General features: G+C 71.4%; 19 protein-coding genes. 11 read left to right on the plus strand and 8 right to left on the minus strand.

Features of this window, described 5'->3' with window-relative positions:
- Nucleotides 1-80 precede the first annotated feature (80 nt).
- Complete coding sequence (locus ACIG36_RS25630) at nucleotides 81-887, plus strand: putative protein N(5)-glutamine methyltransferase (RefSeq protein ID WP_399932177.1); 807 nt, start codon at nucleotides 81-83, stop codon at nucleotides 885-887.
- Here the strand turns inward: ACIG36_RS25630 and ACIG36_RS25635 are convergent.
- A complete protein-coding gene (locus ACIG36_RS25635; protein WP_399932180.1) occupies nucleotides 862-1,344 on the minus strand; it encodes an SRPBCC family protein in 483 nt (160 codons plus the stop codon). The genes ACIG36_RS25630 and ACIG36_RS25635 overlap by 26 nt on opposite strands.
- A gap of 176 nt (nucleotides 1,345-1,520) precedes the next feature.
- Here ACIG36_RS25635 and ACIG36_RS25640 point away from each other — a divergent pair, with 176 nt between their 5' ends.
- The 3 genes from ACIG36_RS25640 (at nucleotide 1,521) to ACIG36_RS25650 (ending at nucleotide 3,008) form a co-directional block, all read left to right on the plus strand.
- A complete protein-coding gene (locus ACIG36_RS25640) occupies nucleotides 1,521-1,919 on the plus strand; it encodes a helix-turn-helix domain-containing protein (protein ID WP_399932183.1) in 399 nt (132 codons plus the stop codon).
- 16 nt (nucleotides 1,920-1,935) lie between these two features.
- Entirely contained in the window at nucleotides 1,936-2,541 is a 606-nt protein-coding gene (locus ACIG36_RS25645) for a hypothetical protein (RefSeq protein ID WP_399932186.1), read from the plus strand.
- A gap of 122 nt (nucleotides 2,542-2,663) precedes the next feature.
- A complete protein-coding gene (locus ACIG36_RS25650; protein ID WP_399932189.1) occupies nucleotides 2,664-3,008 on the plus strand; it encodes a DUF2516 family protein in 345 nt (114 codons plus the stop codon).
- A 48-nt stretch (nucleotides 3,009-3,056) separates the two neighbouring features.
- Here the strand turns inward: ACIG36_RS25650 and ACIG36_RS25655 are convergent, their stop codons facing one another.
- Nucleotides 3,057-4,337 carry a PP2C family protein-serine/threonine phosphatase gene (locus tag ACIG36_RS25655; protein ID WP_399932192.1) on the minus strand — a complete coding sequence of 427 codons (1,281 nt, stop codon included), beginning with the start codon at nucleotides 4,335-4,337 and terminating at the stop codon, nucleotides 3,057-3,059.
- A gap of 267 nt (nucleotides 4,338-4,604) precedes the next feature.
- On the minus strand, nucleotides 4,605-5,738 hold the full coding sequence (locus ACIG36_RS25660) for an NlpC/P60 family protein (RefSeq protein ID WP_399932195.1): 1,134 nt from the start codon (nucleotides 5,736-5,738) through the stop codon (nucleotides 4,605-4,607).
- Nucleotides 5,739-6,157: 419 nt separating this feature from the next.
- Between ACIG36_RS25660 and pstS the strand changes: the two genes are divergently transcribed.
- From pstS to pstB, 4 genes are all read left to right on the plus strand, one after another.
- The gene (pstS, locus tag ACIG36_RS25665) at nucleotides 6,158-7,285 is read left to right on the plus strand and encodes a phosphate ABC transporter substrate-binding protein PstS (protein ID WP_399932198.1); all 1,128 of its coding nucleotides are present in this window, start codon (nucleotides 6,158-6,160) and stop codon (nucleotides 7,283-7,285) included.
- A 160-nt stretch (nucleotides 7,286-7,445) separates the two neighbouring features.
- Nucleotides 7,446-8,429 carry a phosphate ABC transporter permease subunit PstC gene (pstC, locus tag ACIG36_RS25670; RefSeq protein WP_399932201.1) on the plus strand — a complete coding sequence of 328 codons (984 nt, stop codon included), beginning with the start codon at nucleotides 7,446-7,448 and terminating at the stop codon, nucleotides 8,427-8,429.
- Nucleotides 8,430-8,440: 11 nt separating this feature from the next.
- Entirely contained in the window at nucleotides 8,441-9,508 is a 1,068-nt protein-coding gene (gene pstA, locus ACIG36_RS25675; RefSeq protein ID WP_399932336.1) for a phosphate ABC transporter permease PstA, read from the plus strand.
- 31 nt (nucleotides 9,509-9,539) lie between these two features.
- Nucleotides 9,540-10,319 carry a phosphate ABC transporter ATP-binding protein PstB gene (pstB, locus tag ACIG36_RS25680; protein WP_399932204.1) on the plus strand — a complete coding sequence of 260 codons (780 nt, stop codon included), beginning with the start codon at nucleotides 9,540-9,542 and terminating at the stop codon, nucleotides 10,317-10,319.
- A gap of 155 nt (nucleotides 10,320-10,474) precedes the next feature.
- On the opposite strand, the gene ACIG36_RS25685 is transcribed toward pstB, so the two are convergent.
- A complete protein-coding gene (locus tag ACIG36_RS25685) occupies nucleotides 10,475-11,473 on the minus strand; it encodes an anion permease (protein ID WP_399932207.1) in 999 nt (332 codons plus the stop codon).
- A 6-nt stretch (nucleotides 11,474-11,479) separates the two neighbouring features.
- Nucleotides 11,480-12,100 carry a DUF47 domain-containing protein gene (locus ACIG36_RS25690; protein ID WP_399932210.1) on the minus strand — a complete coding sequence of 207 codons (621 nt, stop codon included), beginning with the start codon at nucleotides 12,098-12,100 and terminating at the stop codon, nucleotides 11,480-11,482.
- 276 nt (nucleotides 12,101-12,376) lie between these two features.
- On the opposite strand from ACIG36_RS25690, the gene ACIG36_RS25695 reads away from it, so the two are divergent.
- Nucleotides 12,377-12,751 (plus strand): metal-sensitive transcriptional regulator, encoded by a 375-nt coding sequence (locus ACIG36_RS25695; protein WP_399932213.1) that lies wholly within the window; start codon nucleotides 12,377-12,379, stop codon nucleotides 12,749-12,751.
- Nucleotides 12,752-12,828: 77 nt separating this feature from the next.
- Here the strand turns inward: ACIG36_RS25695 and ACIG36_RS25700 are convergent, their stop codons facing one another.
- Nucleotides 12,829-13,017, minus strand: a complete 189-nt coding sequence (locus ACIG36_RS25700) for a hypothetical protein (RefSeq protein ID WP_399932216.1) — start codon at nucleotides 13,015-13,017, stop codon at nucleotides 12,829-12,831.
- Nucleotides 13,018-13,129: 112 nt separating this feature from the next.
- On the minus strand, nucleotides 13,130-14,173 hold the full coding sequence (locus ACIG36_RS25705) for a hypothetical protein (protein WP_399932219.1): 1,044 nt from the start codon (nucleotides 14,171-14,173) through the stop codon (nucleotides 13,130-13,132).
- 90 nt (nucleotides 14,174-14,263) lie between these two features.
- On the opposite strand from ACIG36_RS25705, the gene ACIG36_RS25710 reads away from it, so the two are divergent.
- Together ACIG36_RS25710 and ACIG36_RS25715 are read left to right on the plus strand one after the other, a co-directional pair.
- Nucleotides 14,264-14,440, plus strand: a complete 177-nt coding sequence (locus tag ACIG36_RS25710; RefSeq protein WP_399932222.1) for a hypothetical protein — start codon at nucleotides 14,264-14,266, stop codon at nucleotides 14,438-14,440.
- 157 nt (nucleotides 14,441-14,597) lie between these two features.
- Nucleotides 14,598-16,199 (plus strand): FAD-binding oxidoreductase, encoded by a 1,602-nt coding sequence (locus ACIG36_RS25715; protein ID WP_399932225.1) that lies wholly within the window; start codon nucleotides 14,598-14,600, stop codon nucleotides 16,197-16,199.
- 42 nt (nucleotides 16,200-16,241) lie between these two features.
- Here the strand turns inward: ACIG36_RS25715 and ACIG36_RS25720 are convergent, their stop codons facing one another.
- The gene (locus ACIG36_RS25720) at nucleotides 16,242-16,985 is read right to left on the minus strand and encodes a phosphatase PAP2 family protein (RefSeq protein ID WP_399932228.1); all 744 of its coding nucleotides are present in this window, start codon (nucleotides 16,983-16,985) and stop codon (nucleotides 16,242-16,244) included.
- Nucleotides 16,986-17,199: the final 214 nt, after the last annotated feature.

Below are 17,199 nucleotides of genomic sequence, written 5' to 3' on the forward strand. Positions count from 1 at the left end.
GCTCTCCCCTCGTGGTCGTACGGTCCCACTGGTGTAGGTGATCGCGAGAGCACCCTTCGGTACACCCGAAAGGCTCTCCCATGTCGGCTTCACCCTCCGTTCTTCTCCCCCTCTCCGCCATCGTCACCAAGCTTCGCGCCGCCGGCTGCGTCTTCGCCGAGGACGAGGCGGAGTTGCTGCTCTCCGCCGCCCGTACCCCGGACGAACTCGACGCCATGGTGGGCCGGCGCGTCGCCGGCCTGCCCCTCGAGCACGTCGTCGGCTGGGCGGAATTCTGCGGTCTGCGAATAGCCGTGGACGCTGGGGTGTTCGTGCCCCGCCCCCGCACCGAGTTCCTGGTGCGGCACGCCACCACCCTCGCCCGTCCGGACTCCGTCGTCCTCGACCTGTGCTGCGGCTCGGGCGCGGTAGGCGCCGCGCTCGCCGCGACCCTGGGCGCGGCTGCCCGCCCGGAGCTGTACGCCGCCGACATCGACCCGGCCGCCGTGCGGTGTGCCCGCCGCAACCTGGCGGGCACCGGCGGCCTGGTGTTCGAGGGCGACCTCTACGACCCGCTGCCCGCCGCCCTGCGCGGCCGCGTCGACGTCCTGGTGGCCAACGCCCCGTACGTACCCACCGAGGCCATCGCGCTGCTGCCCCCGGAGGCGCGCGAGCACGAGGCGCGGGTCGCCCTCGACGGCGGGGCGGACGGCCTGGACGTGCAGCGCCGGGTGACCGCCGAGGCCCCGCTGTGGCTGGCGCCGGGCGGCAGCCTCCTGGTCGAGACCAGCGAGCGCCAGGCCCCGCTGACGGCCGCGGCGTTCGCCCGCGAGGGCCTGGTCCCGCGCATCGTCGGCTGCGAGGACCTGGACGCCACGGTCGTCATCGGTACCCGGCCGGCGGCCTAGCGCCGCTTCCGCGTCCGCCGGTCAGCGCGGTGTCGGCGGCAGCGAGGATGCTGCCGAAGGCACGGGTGATGACCGGCCGCGCGACGTGCCGGGTGAGGAAGCCACCGAGGAGCGGGACGGGGATCCCGGCGCGGGTGGTCCAGCGCACCAGCGTGCCGCCGTCGGTCTCGGTGAACGTCATGCGGCCGAGTTCGTGCCGGGCCGGCGGCAGGCTGCGCTCGACGACGTACTCGGTGGCGTGCGGCGCGTCGTAGTGGGTGATGCGCTCCCGGAACCAGCCGATCAGCCAGAGGTGGCTGCGCACCGCGCCGACGCCGTAGGGCGCGTCCTGGCCGCGCCGGGTCAGGCGGCAGCGCAGCACCAGGGACGAGCGCGTGTAGTTGGTGGTCGTGGTGAGCCAGGCGAACACGTCACCGACGGGGGCGGCGATGAAGCGTTCGACGGTCATGGTTTCCACGGCGGGGTCCTCCTCTGTCGCGGACTCTCCTCGGACACCCTCCTGACCGGGGACCCCGGCGAACCGTGACAGCCTGCCGCTGTGACGCCGGGCACATCACCCGCGGGCTCCGACAGTGGCTACTTTTGCAAGCAGGATGCTTGCAAAAGTTAGCAAGGTCGGGCAGGATCGGCCGCATGGCATCACTCAACGTCGGCAATCTCGGCGAGTACCTGCGCGAGCAGCGGCGCACCGCGCAGCTGACGCTGCGGCAGCTCGCCGACGCCGCCGGAGTGTCCAACCCGTACCTCAGTCAGATCGAGCGCGGCCTGCGCAAGCCGAGCGCCGAGATCCTGCAGCAGCTGGCCAAGGCGCTGCGGATCTCCGCCGAGACGCTGTACGTGCAGGCCGGGATCCTCGACGAGCGGGACCGGGACGAGGCGGAGGTCCGCAGCGTGATCCTCGCCGACCCCTCGATCAACGAGCGGCAGAAGCAGGTGCTGCTCCAGATCTACGAGTCCTTCCGCAAGGAGAACGGGCTCGCGACGGGCGAGACGGACAAGACGAACGCCGACCCCAGCACACCTTCGAGCTGATCCGGGAGACCATCGCATGGCCATCGCACAGGACATCCGCAAGGCCGCCACCGACACCGCCTACGCCGCGGCCGGCGCAGCCGACCTCACGGCCGAGAAGATCGGCCAGCTGGTCGTCGAGGCCCCCGAGCGCTTCGAGAAGCTGCGCAACACCGACCCGAAGGCCCTGGGCGAGCGGGTCACCCAGCAGGCCAAGCAGGTCCAGAGCCAGGTGAGCGCCAGGTTCACCGAGATCGTCGGCACGCTCGACACCGACGCCAAGAAGCTCGGCCAGGCCGCGCAGGACCTCGCGCTGCAGGGCGTCGGGCAGGCCGTCGCGCTCGCCGCGCAGGCCGGCGAGCAGTTCGAGAAGCTGTCCGAGCGCGGGCGCGAGGCCGTGAAGACCTGGCGCGGCGAGGCCGCCGAGGAGATCTCCGAGATCGCCGTCGCCGTCGAGCCGGACAGCGACGAGCAGGCGGCGCGGGACACCCAGTCCGCCAAGGAGCCGCAGGCCGGCGAGGCGGGCGCCGACACCGAGCCCAAGCCCGCCGCCCGGAAGACGGCGGCCCGCAAGCCCGCCGCCAAGAAGACGGACGACAGCAAGGCCGACGACGGCAAGGCCGGCGCCGAGCCCGGCAAGTGAGCCGGGGCCGCTGAGCGGCGCGCACCGGCCCAGCACGCACAAACGTTCCGGGCATGCACCGCGTGCCCGGAACGTTCTCCCGGTACGGTGGGCGAGAGGCAAACGGACAAGAGGTGGACGGAATGCTGGTAGAAGGCTTCGGCGAGGTCCTGTCCTGGGTGTCGATCGGCCTGCTCGTCTTCACGCTCTTCGCACTGATCGACGCCGCCGTCCGCCGCGAGGACGCCTACCGGGCCGCCGACAAGCAGAGCAAGGGCTTCTGGCTGATCATCCTCGCCATCGCGGTCGCGGTGAACATCTTCTTCGGCATCCTGAGCTTCCTGCCGGTGCTCGGCCTGATCGCCACGATCGTCTACGTGGTCGACGTGCGGCCCGCGCTGCGCCAGGTCTCCGGCCGCGGCGGCCCCCGCCGGCGCGGCGGCTCCAGCTCGGACGGCCCCTACGGCCCGTACAACGGCGGCCGGTAGGACGGACGGACACAGGGCGGACGGACACAGCCGACAGAACGGGCCCGGTCAGCCGCGTTCCAGGAGCAGCACGGCCAGGTCGTCCGTCAACTCCTCGCCGTTCAGGGCCCGCACCTCGGCGACCGCCGCCTCGAGCAGCTCCTCTCCGCGCAGCCCCTCCTTCACCTGACGCGTGATCAGCTCGATCATGCCCTCCTGGCCCAGCCGCCGCGTCCCCGCGCCGACCTTGCCCTCGATCAGGCCGTCGGTGTACATCATCAGGCTCCAGGCGTCGCCGAGTTCGACCTCGCGGTACGGCCAGCGGGCGTCGGCGAGCAGGCCCAGCGCCGGGCCGCCGTCGTCCTGCGGCAGCAGCGCGGGGGCCCGTCCGGGGGCGACCAGCAGGGGCGCCGGGTGCCCGGCCAGGCACAGGGCGGCCGAGCGGCCGTCCGGCGCGATGTCGACCGTGCACAGCGTCGCGAAGATCTCCGCGTCCGCCCGCTCGTGCTCCAGCACCTGCTGGAGGGTGTCGAGCAGCTCGTCGCCGCACAGCCCGGCCAGCGTCAGGGCGCGCCAGGCTATGCGCAGCGAGACGCCCAGGGCCGCCTCGTCGGGGCCGTGTCCGCAGACGTCGCCGATCATGGCGTGGACCGTGCCGTCGGGCGTGCGGACGGTGTCGTAGAAGTCCCCGCCGAGCAGGGCGCGGCTGCGGCCGGGCCGGTAGCGGGCCGCGAAGCGCAGGTCGGAGCCGGCCAGCAGGGGGTGCGGGAGCAGGCCGCGCTCGAGGCGGGCGTTCTCCTGGGCGCGCAGCCGGGTCTCGGTGAGCTGGCGCTGGGCGAAGTCGGCGCGCTTGCGTTCGACGGCGTAGCGGATGGCGCGGCTCAGCACCCGTCCGTCGAGTTCGTCGCGGAAGAGGTAGTCCTGGGCCCCGACCCGGACCGCCTCGGCCGCGCGCTCGGCGTCCGCCTCGGCGGTCAGGGCGAGGACGGCGTGGTGCGGGGCGAGCCGCAGCACCCGGCGCAGGGTGTCCAGCTCGTCGGGCGGGGCGGCGGTCGCGGTGCCGGACGGGGTGAGGGTGCGCTCGCCGGGCGCGGCGCCGGTGGGGCAGTCCGCGGTGGGCAGGGCCAGGTCGAGGAGGATGCACTGCACGTCGTCGGTGAGCAGCCGGGCGGCCTCGGTGAGGTTGCGGGCGGTGCGGATGCGTACGGGCTTGCCCGCCGCCCCGGTCATCGCCGCCATGTCGGGTCCGGAGAGCGACCCGCCGGGGTCGTCCTCGATCACCAGCAGGGTCAGCCCGCCGTCGGGCAGCGCGGCGGGCGGCTCCGCCGGCCTCGGCGCGGGTACGGGCATCACGTCGGTTCCTTCCTCCCCCAGCTACCGCTGGGGGTGCCCCCACCCCTCGAGGGCACGACACCCTCGGACGGGCGAGCACCGAGGGTGACCCTAGCGCCAGAGCCCTGCCCAACGGAATGGTACGGAGCCACCCGCCTCTGTCATATGCCCTAGCCACAAAGGGAATTGAGGACGAAAGCGCCCCGTACGAGTGACCGCGCGATGACAAACATCACGCCGTACGGGCGTACGAACCTATGAACCCGCCGCCCCGGCGGACCCGCGTCAGCCCGGCCGCACGACCCCCAGGATCGGCATCGAACCGGCCCCCGCGCGGGTCACCTGCCGCCCCGGCCGCGGGGCGTGGACGATCATGCCGTCGCCCGCGTAGACGCCCACGTGACTGGCGTCCGCGTAATAGATCACCAGGTCGCCCGGCCGCATGTCCTTGACGTCGACCTTCGGCAGCTGCCGCCACTGCTCCTGCGAGGTGCGCGGGATCGCCCGGCCCGCGGCCGCCCACGCCTTGAGCGTCAGGCCCGAGCAGTCGAAGGTGTCCGGGCCCTCGGCACCCCAGACGTAGTTCTTGCCGATCTGCGCGGACGCGAACGCGACCACCCGCCCGGCGTCGCCCGTGGCGGCGGAGGAGCCGCCGGCGGAGACGTTCATGACGCCCTTGCCGGCGTCCGTGGCCAGCCACTTCTCCTGCGCCTGGCGGGCCCGCTCCTCCTCCAGCTCCCGCAGCCGCTGCCGCTCCTTCTCCGCCAGCCGCGACTCCAGCTTCTTCGCGGCCTCCAGCTGGGCCTCGATCTCCTTCTTGGCCGCTTCCTTCTTCTTCCGGTCCCCCTCGAGCGTCTTGCGGCGGTCCTCGGCGGCCTTGGCGTAGCGCCCCAGGTCCGCGCGCGTCGCCGTGACCTGGGCGAGGAGGCCGCGGGTGGCCTGCTCGCCCTTGCGGGCGAGGGTGACACCGTTGATGAAGGTCTCGGGCGAGTCGCTGAAGAACAGCTGCGTGCGGGGGGTCAGCGCGCCGCCCCGGTACTGGGCGCGGGCCAGCGCGCCGACCTGGCCGCGCAGCCGGTCCAGGCGCTGCTGGGTGGTGGTGATCTGCCGGGCGAGGTCCGCGACCGACTTCTCCTGCAGCCGCTCCTGCTCGCTCGCCGCGTTGTAGGAGTCCGTGGCGGCCTCGGCCTTGCGGTAGAGCCGCTCCACCTCCTTGTGGACGTCCTCGAGGGAGCGCGTCCCGGAAGCGGACGGGGAGGGGGACGGCTCCGGAGGCCTGGGGTCCGCGTGCGCGGCGACCGGGACGGCGAGCACGCCCGTACCCAGCGCGCAGACCAGGGCGGTCGCGAGGGCGATCCGGCGCGCCGCGCCCCGGCGGTACGCAGGTCTGCCGGCCCCGTCGGTCACACCCTTGGTCACGGCAGACTCACCAGCAACAGCAATCACAGCGACACCACCGTCGGCAGCGCCCGTAACCCTGCCGTGCGCATCACCGTTCCGCCCCACAGGACACCTCCGCGACTCCGACCCCGCGCCTGACGTGCCGTCACGCGAACTGGGATGCTGCCACGCCTGCCCGTAAACCGACAGAGACCTGCGTCACACTTGGGGGCGGAATTTGCCCTTCCGGTGGGCCACCACCCTGACGGGTGAGGTTCACCCTCCGTTCACTCTGCCCCTTCGACCGCTTCACCTGATCTGCCTAATTTCGACCGTGGAAGGTGGGGGTCACACCACCCCGGTGAACCACTCCCCACCCCTTCCCGCATCGAGCGGAACAGCTACACCAACCTCTCGCACGCCGCCCCAGCGGCGGCTCCCGGAAGGAACACCCGAAAGTGAAGCTTCAGCGCAAGAACCGGCTTCGCACCGTCGCCCTCGGCGCCATCGCCGTCTCCGGCGCCCTGGTCCTCACGGCGTGCGGCTCGGACGACAACGGCGGCGGCGCGGGCGGCAACGGCTCGACCAAGGCCGCAGGCAACATCAAGTGCGAGGGCAAGGGCCAGCTGCTGGCCTCCGGCTCGTCCGCGCAGAAGAACGCCATGGACCTGTGGGTGAAGAACTTCTCCCAGGCCTGCAAGGACATCCAGATCAACTACAAGGCCACCGGCTCCGGCGCGGGCATCCAGGAGTTCCTGCAGGGCAAGACCGCCTTCGCGGGCTCCGACTCGGCGCTCAAGCCGGAGGAGGTCACCAAGTCGAAGGAGATCGTCAAGGGCGGTCAGGGCATCAACCTGCCCCTGCTCGGCGGTCCGATCGCGATCGGCTACAACGTCCCGGGCGTGGACAGCCTGGTCCTGGACGCGGACACCCTCGCCAAGATCTTCGACGACAAGATCCAGAAGTGGAACGACGAGGCGATCAAGAAGCTCAACCCTGACGCCAAGCTCCCGGACCTCAAGATCCAGGCGTTCCACCGCTCCGACGAGTCGGGCACCACGGACAACTTCACCAAGTACCTCAAGGCCGCCGCGGACAAGTCCTGGCCGTACGAGGCCTCCAAGGCCTGGAAGCCCAAGGGCGGCCAGGGCGCCGACGGCTCCTCCGGTGTGTCCTCGCAGGTCAAGCAGACCCCGGGCGCCATCTCCTACTTCGAGCTGTCCTACGCCACCGCCAACTCGATCAAGACGGTGAAGCTCAACACCGGCGCCAAGGCCCCGGTCGAGGCCACCAGCGACAACGCCTCCAAGGCCATCGCCGAGGCGAAGATCACCGGCACCGGCAAGGACCTCGCCCTCAAGCTCAACTACAACACCAAGGCCGAGGGCGCCTACCCGATCACCCTGGTGACGTACGAGATCGTCGGTGACAAGGGCAACAAGGCCGAGACCCTGCCGGCCACCAAGTCCTTCCTCACCTACATCGCGAGCGAGGACGGCCAGTCGGTCCTGAAGGACCTCGGCTACGCCCCGCTGCCCGCCGAGATCGCCAAGAAGGTCCGCGAGACCATCGCGACCCTCTCCTGACCCGGATGTGGCCGGTCCCCGGCCCCGAGTCCCCGGCCCGAAGGCCCACCGCGGCCCCGCCGCGGGGCCGGGGGCCCGGCCACACCCGCCCGGTGCACCGCCGCGCCTGGAGCCCCGCCGCAGCACGCCGCCCGGCAGGCTCCGCAGACCGGAGAAACCCATGGACATAACCTCAGCCACCACAGCCGGCCCGCCGCCCGGCCAGGTCGCCGCCCGCAAGGCCAGGGCCACCACCCGGCCCGGTGACCGGATCTTCCTCGCGCTCTCCCGCGGATCCGGCATCCTGCTCCTGGTGATCATGGCCGCCATCGCGGTCTTCCTCACCGTGCGGGCCACCAACGCCCTCTCCCGTAACGAGGGCAACTTCTTCACCACCTTCGAGTGGAGCGCCAACTCCACTCCGCCGGTCTTCGGCATCGCCGTCCTGGCCTTCGGCACCGTCGTCAGCTCGCTGATCGCGATGCTCATCGCCGTGCCGGTCGCCATCGGCATCGCGCTGTTCATCTCGCACTACGCGCCGCGCCGGCTGGCCACGCCGCTGTCGTACGTCATCGACCTGCTGGCCGCCGTGCCGTCCATCGTCTACGGCCTGTGGGGCGCCCTCTTCCTGGTGCCGCATCTGGGCGGGCTCTACAGCTGGCTGGACGACCACCTCGGCTGGACCGGCATCTTCGAGTACAACGACGGCGCCGCCCGCTCGCTGTTCACCATCGGCATCCTGCTGGCGATCATGATCCTGCCGATCGTCACCAGCGTCAGCCGCGAGGTCTTCCTGCAGGCCCCGAAGATGCACGAGGAGGCCGCGCTCGCGCTCGGCGCGACCCGCTGGGAAGTCATCCGGATGGCGGTGCTCCCCTTCGGCCGCTCGGGCGTCATCAGCGCCTCCATGCTGGGCCTGGGCCGCGCGCTCGGCGAGACGATGGCCGTCGCCACCGTCCTCTCCCCCAGCTTCGTGATCGGCAAGAGCCTGCTGGACCCCGGCGGCGGAACGTTTGCGCAGAACATCGCGAGCAGCTTCAAGGAGTCCGGTGAGATCGGCAAGGACGCCCTGATCGCCTCCGGCCTCGTCCTGTTCGTCCTGACCCTGCTGGTCAACGGCGCCGCCCGGATGATCATCGCGCGCCGCAAGGAGTACACGGCATGAGCGGAGTGACCATGAACGAGCCGCTGGTCGCCGACAGCACCCCGCAGCCCGCCTACAGCCTGCGCCGGCCGCGCCTGCCGCGCTGGGCGCCGGCGGCGCTCGCGGCCGCCGCGATCGCGGTGGGCACCGGCATCGGCCTGGGCGCCGGGCTGAGCAGCCGCGTCCAGTGGGGCCTGATCGCCGCCATCCTCTACGTCGCCGGCATGTTCGCCCTGGCCACCAGGGTCGAGGGCCGCCGGCAGGCCAAGGACCGGATGGCCACCAGCGCGGTCTGGGTCTGCTTCCTGCTGGCCGTCGTCCCGCTGGTCTCCCTGGTGTGGGAGACGATCTCGCGCGGCGTGAAGGTACTCGACGGCGGCTTCCTCACCCACTCCATGGGCGGCGTCCTGACCATCCAGCCCGGCGGCGGCGTCTACCACGCCATCATCGGCACCCTGGAGCAGGTCGGCATCGCCACCGCCATCGCGGCCCCCATCGGCCTGCTGACGGCGATCTACCTGGTGGAGTACGGGCGCGGGCGGCTCGCCAAGGCCGTGACCTTCTTCGTCGACGTGATGACGGGCGTCCCCTCGATCGTCGCCGGCCTGTTCGTCCTCAGCTTCTGGATCCTGATGATGGACAACGGCTACTCCGGCTTCGCCGGGTCGATGGCCCTGGCGATCCTGATGATGCCGGTCGTCGTCCGGTCCACCGAGGAGATGCTCAAGCTCGTCCCCAACGAGCTGCGCGAGGCCTCGCTGGCGCTCGGCGTGCCCAAGTGGCGCACGATCCTCAAGGTCGTCCTGCCCACCGCCATCGGCGGCATCGCCACCGGCGTGATGCTCGCGGTCGCCCGCATCGCCGGCGAGTCCGCCCCGATCGTCCTGCTGGTCTTCGGCTCCCAGCTGATCAACAACAACCCCTTCGAGGGCGCCCAGTCGTCCCTGCCGTACTACATCTACGAGCAGTGGGCGGCCGGCAACGAGGCCAGCTACGACCGCGCCTGGGCCGCGGCCCTGGTCCTCATCGCCTTCGTCATGATCCTCAACCTGGTGGCCCGCGGCATCGCCCGCTGGAAGGCCCCCAAGACCGGTCGCTGACGCGACAAGCAAGAAAGAAGCAGTGATCCCCATGGCCAAGCGAATCGACGTCAGCGGCCTGACCGCCTTCTACGGCACCCACAAGGCCATCGACGACATCTCGATGACCGTCGAACCCCGCTCCGTGACCGCCTTCATCGGCCCCTCCGGCTGCGGAAAGTCCACCTTCCTGCGCACCCTGAACCGCATGCACGAGGTCACCCCCGGCGGCCGCGTCGAGGGCAAGGTGCTGCTGGACGACGAGAACCTCTACGGCCCCGGCGTCGACCCGGTCTCCGTGCGCCGCACGGTCGGCATGGTCTTCCAGCGCCCGAACCCGTTCCCCACCATGTCCATCTACGAGAACGTCGCCGCCGGCGTCCGCCTCAACGGCGACCGCGTCCGCAAGGCCGAGCTGGACGCGATCGTGGAGAAGTCCCTCAAGGGCGCCAACCTCTGGAACGAGGTCAAGGACCGCCTCAACAAGCCCGGCGCCGGCCTCTCCGGCGGCCAGCAGCAGCGGCTGTGCATCGCCCGCGCGATCGCGGTCGAGCCGCAGGTCCTGCTGATGGACGAGCCCTGCTCGGCCCTGGACCCGATCTCCACCCTCGCCATCGAGGACCTGATCGGCGAGCTGAAGGAACGGTTCACGATCGTCATCGTGACCCACAACATGCAGCAGGCGGCCCGCGTCTCGGACCGCACCGCCTTCTTCAACCTGGCCGGCGTCGGCCAGCCCGGCAAGCTCGTCGAGATCGACGACACGGAGCGCATCTTCTCCAACCCGTCGGTCCAGGCCACGGAGGACTACATCTCGGGGCGCTTCGGATAAGAGCTCCGGACCGGCGCTCCGGACAAGAGCTCCGGACAAGACTCGCCCTGCGGCGCTGCATGGCGGTGCCGCCGCAAGGCGAAGGGCCCGCCCCCTGTTCGTACCAGGGGGCGGGCCCGTCCGTTCGTCACACGTGCCGGCGCAAGCCGAAACGGCTAGCCGAACGCGAGATTCACCATCCAGAAGCTGAACGCGGCCACGACCGCCGCGGCCGGCATCGTGATGAACCAGCCCATGACGATGTTCTTGGCGACGCCCCAGCGGACCGCGCGGGTGCCCTTCGTGGAGCCCACGCCCATGATCGCGGAGGTGATGACATGCGTCGTGGAGATCGGCGCGTGGAACATGAACGACGCCGTGTACATGACGGACGCGGCCGTCGTCTCGGCGGCGAAGCCCTGCGGCGGGTCCAGCTCGATGATCCGGCGGCCGAGGGTGCGCATGATGCGCCAGCCACCCGCGTACGTACCCAGCGACAGCGTGATCGCACAGGCGAGCTTCACCCACAGGGGGATCGCCTCGTCCTTGCCCTGGACATCGCCGATGACCAGGGCCATCACCACGATGCCCATGGTCTTCTGCGCGTCCTGCAGACCGTGGCCGAGCGCCATGCCCGCCGCGGAGACCGTCTGCGCGATGCGGAAGCCCCGCTTCGCCTTGTGCGGGTTGGCCTTCCGGAACATCCACATGATCACGACCATCACCAGATAGCCGATGATCAGGCCGACGAACGGCGAGAGGAACATCGGGATGACGATCTTCTCGACGACGCCCGACCAGATGACGGTCGTGCCACCGGCGAGCGCCGCGCCCACCATGCCGCCGAACAGGGCGTGCGAGGAGGACGAGGGCAGCCCGAAGTACCAGGTGACCATGTTCCAGACGATGGCGCCGATCAGCGCGGCGAAGAGGATGCCCATCCCCTTGTCGCCCACCGGCGTCTCGATCAGGCCCTTGCTGACCGTCTTGGCGACCCCGCTGCCGAGGAAGGCACCGGCGAGGTTCATCACCGCCGCCATCGCGAGGGCCGCGCGCGGGGTCAGCGCCCGCGTCGAGACCGAGGTCGCGATGGCGTTCGCGGAGTCGTGGAAGCCGTTCGTATAAGTGAAGCCGAGCGCGACACCGATGGTCACGACAAGCGCAAACGTATCCACCGGAGGTCAGGACTCCTTGACCGCGATGGTCTCGACCGTGTTCGCGACGTGCTCGAACGCGTCGGCGGCCTCCTCGAGGACGTCCACGATCTGCTTGAGCTTGAGGACCTCGATGGCGTCGTACTTGCCGTTGAAGAGGTGCGCGAGCAGCTTGCGGTGAATCTGGTCGGCCTGGTTCTCGAGGCGGTTGACCTCGATCCAGTACTCCGTCAGGTTGGTCATCGTCCGCAGGTTCGGCATCGCCTCGGCGGTCAGCTCCGCGGCCCGCGCGAGGACCTCGATCTGCTGCTCGACGCCCTTCGGCAATTCCTCGATCTGGTAGAGGACGACCAGGTCGACGGCCTCTTCCATGAAATCCATGATGTCGTCGAGCGAACCGGCGAGGGAGTAGATGTCCTCACGGTCGAACGGCGTGATGAAAGAGGAGTTCAGCTGGTGGAAGATCGCGTGCGTCGCGTCGTCCCCGGCGTGCTCCGCTGCACGCATCCGCTCGGCGATCTCGGCTCGGGCGGAAGTCTCCGCTCCGAGCAGTTCCATCAGGAGCTTGGAGCCCGTGACGATGTTGTCCGCGGATGCGGCGAACATGTCGTAGAAGCTCGTCTCCCTGGGGGTCAGACGAAAGCGCACGTGGGATCCTCGGGGTGCAGCGGATTCGGTCTCGTTGATGCTAGGCGCATCATCCAGCCACAGCTAACTGGCATTCCCTCAGTGTCGCCCATCGGGCAGAGTGCTCATGAAGCCGGTACGGGCCTTCGGCGGCGATTTTCGGTACAATATACCCGCCCGGGGTATGCGAAACGGGCATGGACGGAAGCGGACCACGCCGTCGACCACGCCCCCGCGCCCCGCTGATTGCCGGGCCCCGCGGCACGGGCAGGACGACGCAGGACAACGGAGGACGCCATGACGGCCACGGAAGCCACAGTGACCAGCACCACTGAGCCGGCCACGGCGTCCTGCCACGGCGAGGCGCCCGAAGGGACGGACCACCCGGGCCCGCACGGTTACAGCAAGCAGAAGGACCAGCACCTCAAGCGACTGCGCCGCATCGAGGGCCAGATCCGCGGCCTGCAGCGCATGGTCGACGAGGACGTCTACTGCATCGACATACTCACCCAGGTCTCGGCGAGCACCAAGGCCCTCCAGTCCTTCGCCCTCCAACTCCTCCAGGAACACCTCCGCCACTGCGTAGCGGACGCGGCCCTGAAGGGCGGCACAGAAATCGACGCAAAGGTGGAGGAAGCAAGCGCGGCAATCGCGCGCCTGCTCAGGACCTGAGCCAGGGGGTTTGTGGGCAATCGTTCCGCAGGGCGGAACGGGTGGGCACAAACCCACCACCGGCCCGCACCCGGCCGTCAACCGTCCACGTCCCCCTCGGCCCCCGACGGCGGCCGCCGCCGCACCCGCAGGACCTCGTCGATCCGGTCAAAGCTCAACCGTTCCTCCACGGCGGTGGACGCGGCGATCATCAAATCACCGTAGAGATCGATCTCGATGAGGGCCACGGGATCCGGCCCGCCGGACGAACCGCGTCGCGAAACCACGTGATTCACCTCCTCGGGTCTTCTCGGGTACCGCTTTCCAGCGTAGTGATCGGTACACACGCCGCGCATGGCACAGAAGGACCATTTCCATGGCCAACTACGCCCTGCCGCGCTATTTCTGCGGCGAAGCGACCGTGCCCGCATAGATTTCGCCGGGTGCGGGCAGGGCGATGTCCGGCCGGATTCCGAAGGAGAAGAGCTCGACCGTGGAGACCACGGTCATCGGTGACGGCGGGGCCGAAGGAGTGGCGCTCGCCACCGCCGACCCCGAGCCGTCGGACACCGCCGCCGACGCGGCGGGCGCCCCCGCCGCCTCCCTCGGCGGCCGGTGGCTGACGCCCACGGCCGCCCGTCCGGCCCCCTTCCGCTCCGCCACCCCGAACCGGTAGCGCAGCAGCCGGGGCCTGCCCTGCCGGTCGAGATACGCGTCGAACGCGACTGTGCCACTGGAGAACCCTTTCGCCGCGGCCTCCAGCGCCGCCCGGTCCCGCTCGGGCGCTGCCTGTGCCGCCCGGGACAGGTCGACCGTCCCCCAGTAGTGCGCCACCCGCTCCGCGCCGAGCAGCTCCTCCCCCGCGTACGCCACCCCGCGCGCACCGCCCAGCAGCTCGGCCGCCGCGAGGGGGTCCGTGGCGCCGCTGGTGAGCAGGTCGCCGTCCGCGAGCGCGGCCGTGTCGATGCGCACCCACTTCCCGGCGGGCACGCCCGCGCCGCGGTTCTTCATGTACAGCGCGCCCGGCGCGAAGACCTCGGTGATCGGCCGGTGCCCGGTGCTGCCCGCGCCGCCCTCCGGCAGCAGCACCGTCAACCGCCCGACCGGCCGCTCGAAGTCGTAGACGCCCCGGCCGCGGATGGTCAGCCGCGTGCCGCCGCTGACGGTCTCCATGGACGTACGGACCTTCGCGCCGCCCGCCGCGGCCAGCATCGCCGAGGCGCGCCGCACCGTAGCGAGCGCGCGGGCGGGGTCGGCGGCCCCTGGAGCTGCGGCCTCGTGGGCCTGCCGCACCAGACCGCTGCCGCCGCTGCCGGCTCCCGGGCCGTCCCCGGCCGGTTCCTTCTCGGCACATCCGGCCACCACGAGCAGACCGAGGGCGAGGCCGCCCGCCACCGCACCGGCGACGACCCCGCTTCCGCGTCTGTGCCTCAGCACAGCCATGACCGTAAGCCCCCTGCCGCACGCTGGTGGAACCCGTTCTCTTCAACGACCGCCCCGGGGTGACCGTCACGCCCCGGGTAGCGTGGACCCGTGTCCGATCCCTCCGCCGCGCCCGCCCGCGCGGCCCACACCACCAGCACCGGCGAGCGCGGCTCCTTCTGCACCGCCCGCTGCACCTGCGGCTGGTACGGCCCCGCCCGCCGGGCGCGCTCCCTGGCCCGCGCCGACGCGGACGCCCATCTCGCCGAGACGACGGACGGCCACTGACCCGCCCCCTCACAAAGGCGCTGCTGTCACGGCACACCGCAGCACCGCCCGCCTGACCGGAACCGCCCGCCCCGCCGCGCCATCTGTTTGATCAACGGGGGCACGGACAGGCGCACAGGCGCGAGCAGAGCAGCACAGCACCAAGGGGCGGGTCGGCATGGCCATCAGCAGGCGCGGACTACTGGCAGCGGGAACGGGACTGGCGGCGGCGGGCGCGTGGGGCGCCTCGGCGACGGCCACAGTGGCGGCGACGGCACCGACGGATACGTCCTCGGCAGCGGCCGCCTCGGCGAGGGCCGCCCGAAGGGCGAGCGCGGCGGCCAAGGCCGACTGGACCGCCCTCGGCAAGGGCCTGGCCGGCGGCCTCGTCCGCCCCGGTGACGCCGACTACGCAGCCGCCCGGCAGCTCTACAACACCCGCTTCGACCAGTTGCGCCCCGCCGCGGTCGCGTACGTCGCCGGCGAGGCCGACATCGCCTCGTGCCTCGACTTCGCCCGCCGCCACTCCATACCGGTGTCCATACGCAACGGCGGCCACAGCTATGCCGGCTGGTCCAGCGGCAACGACCGGCTCGTCATCGACGTCTCCCGGCTCAGGAGCGTCCGTACGGCCTCCGCCGGCACGGCCGTCATAGGCGCCGGTGCCAAGCTCATCGACGTCTACACCGGCCTGGCGGCGAGCGGCGTCACCATCCCGGCCGGATCCTGCCCCACCGTCGGCGTCTCCGGCCTCACCCTGGGCGGCGGCCACGGCATCCTCTCCCGCGCCTACGGCCTGACCTGCGACAGCCTCACCGGCGCCACCCTCGTCACCGCCGACGGCAAGACCGTCGAATGCGACGCCACCCGCGACCCCGACCTCTTCTGGGCCCTGCGCGGCGCCGGCAACGGCAACTTCGGCGTCGTCACCGAGCTGCGCTTCCGCACCCGGGCCGTGGGCGAGGGCGTGACCGGCTGGGTGTCCTTCCCCTGGTCCAAGGCGGCGGCCGTCGTGCGCGCCTGGCAGGAGTGGGGGCCCGGCCTGCCGGACGAGATCTGGTCCGCCTGCGACCTGTCGGTCGCGGCGGGCGGCACGCCCCGCATCTCCGTCGCCGCGTTCACGATCGGCTCGTACGAGGGCCTGGCGAACGCCTACGACCGCCTCACCGGAACGGTCGCCAAGGCGACCGGCGGCGCCTCGGGCATCGGCACGGTCCGGCTGCGCCGCCACTCCTACCTCGACACCGTGCGCGCCTACGCGGGCTGCGGCGACAAGTCCGCCGAGCAGTGCCATCTGCCGGGCGGCACGCCCGGCCGCGACGCCGCCGGGAAGCTGGACCGCGAGACGTACACGGCCCGCTCCGACTTCTTCGACCGCTCGCTGGAGGCGGCGGGCGTCCAAACGCTGCTCGACCAGCTGGAGGCCTTCGGGCGCGGGGTCAAGGGCGGCGGCGCCTCGGTCCAGCTGACGGCGCTCGGCGGCGCGGTCAACCGGGTGGACCCGCTGGCGACCGCCTTCGTGCACCGCCGCTCGCGCGTGCTGGCGCAGTACCTGACGTCGTGGGCGGCGGGCGGCGCGGGCACGGCCCAGGCGGCCTGGCTGGACGGCGCCCACGCGGCGATGCGCCGGTACGCCTCGGGCGCGGCGTACCAGAACTACACGGACGCGAGCCTGAAGGACTGGCGCAAGGCCTACTACGGCGACGCCGCGGACCGCCTCGCCCGGCTCAAGCGCCAGTACGACCCGCAGCGCGTCTTCGACTTCCCGCAGGCGCTGTAGAACCGCTCCCGGCCCGGCGCCGCTCCCGTCACACGCCGTCAGTTACGCGGCCAGGTCGCTGTCATGGTGACGCGCCTGGCCGCCGGCGCCGGGCCCGGGAAGCGCGGCACCGTCACCGCCACCGGCAGCCGCCACCACGGGCACGCGCGCGTCCGCCGACCGTACGAGCCACCCCGCCCGCGAACCGGCGATCATCCGGGTCAGCGGCGTCAGCAGCATCATCGCCAGCGGCGCGAGCAGCAGGGCGACGGCGGTGCCCAGGGCGAACCCGCCGATGACGTCCGTCGGGTAGTGCACACCCATGTAGACCCGGCAGAAGCCCTCCAGCAGGGCCAGGCCGATGCCGACGATCCCGTACTTCCGGTTGGCCACGAACAGGCCCACGCCCAGCGCCATGGCCAGCGTGGCGTGATCGCTGACGAACGAGAAGTCGGTCTTGCCCTTGACCAGGACCTCGAGTTCGTGGTCGAGGAAGGGCCGCGGGCGCCGGACGAAGCCGCGGATGGGGATGTTGACCAGCAGGGCGATGCCGGCCGCGAACGGCGCCCACAGCAGAGCCGCCATACCGGCGGGCGCGTCGTCGCTCTTGCGGACGCTCCACCAGGCGCACAGCATCAGGACGGCGAGACCGAGAATGATCCCGTACTCACCGATGAACTCCATCGCCCGGTCCGCCCAGTTCGGCGCGGCCTTGGCGATGCCGTTGATCTCGTAGAGCAGGGCGTCGTCGGGATTCGACCCGCCCCCGGCCATCGGCATGGAGTCTCCCGTCACGAGTCCAGCCATTGCCCCGGCCCCTTGTCTGTCGCCTGTCGCCACGTCCAGCTACTGACCCCCGTGGTCCGTGCGCCGCGGGCGGCGGCGCTGCTCACCCACGTCAATGGAACGCCCGACTCCAGTCCAGCGTTCCACCCTCCACCCAATGATCACTAGGACGTTATCGAAGGGTGACCGATCGCCCCGGCCCAGGGCCACGCGTCGGCACTGCGCTGCCGGATGC

Origin of the sequence: Streptomyces sp. NPDC053048 (assembly GCF_044547045.1) — a bacterium.
Taxonomy (GTDB): domain Bacteria; phylum Actinomycetota; class Actinomycetes; order Streptomycetales; family Streptomycetaceae; genus Streptomyces.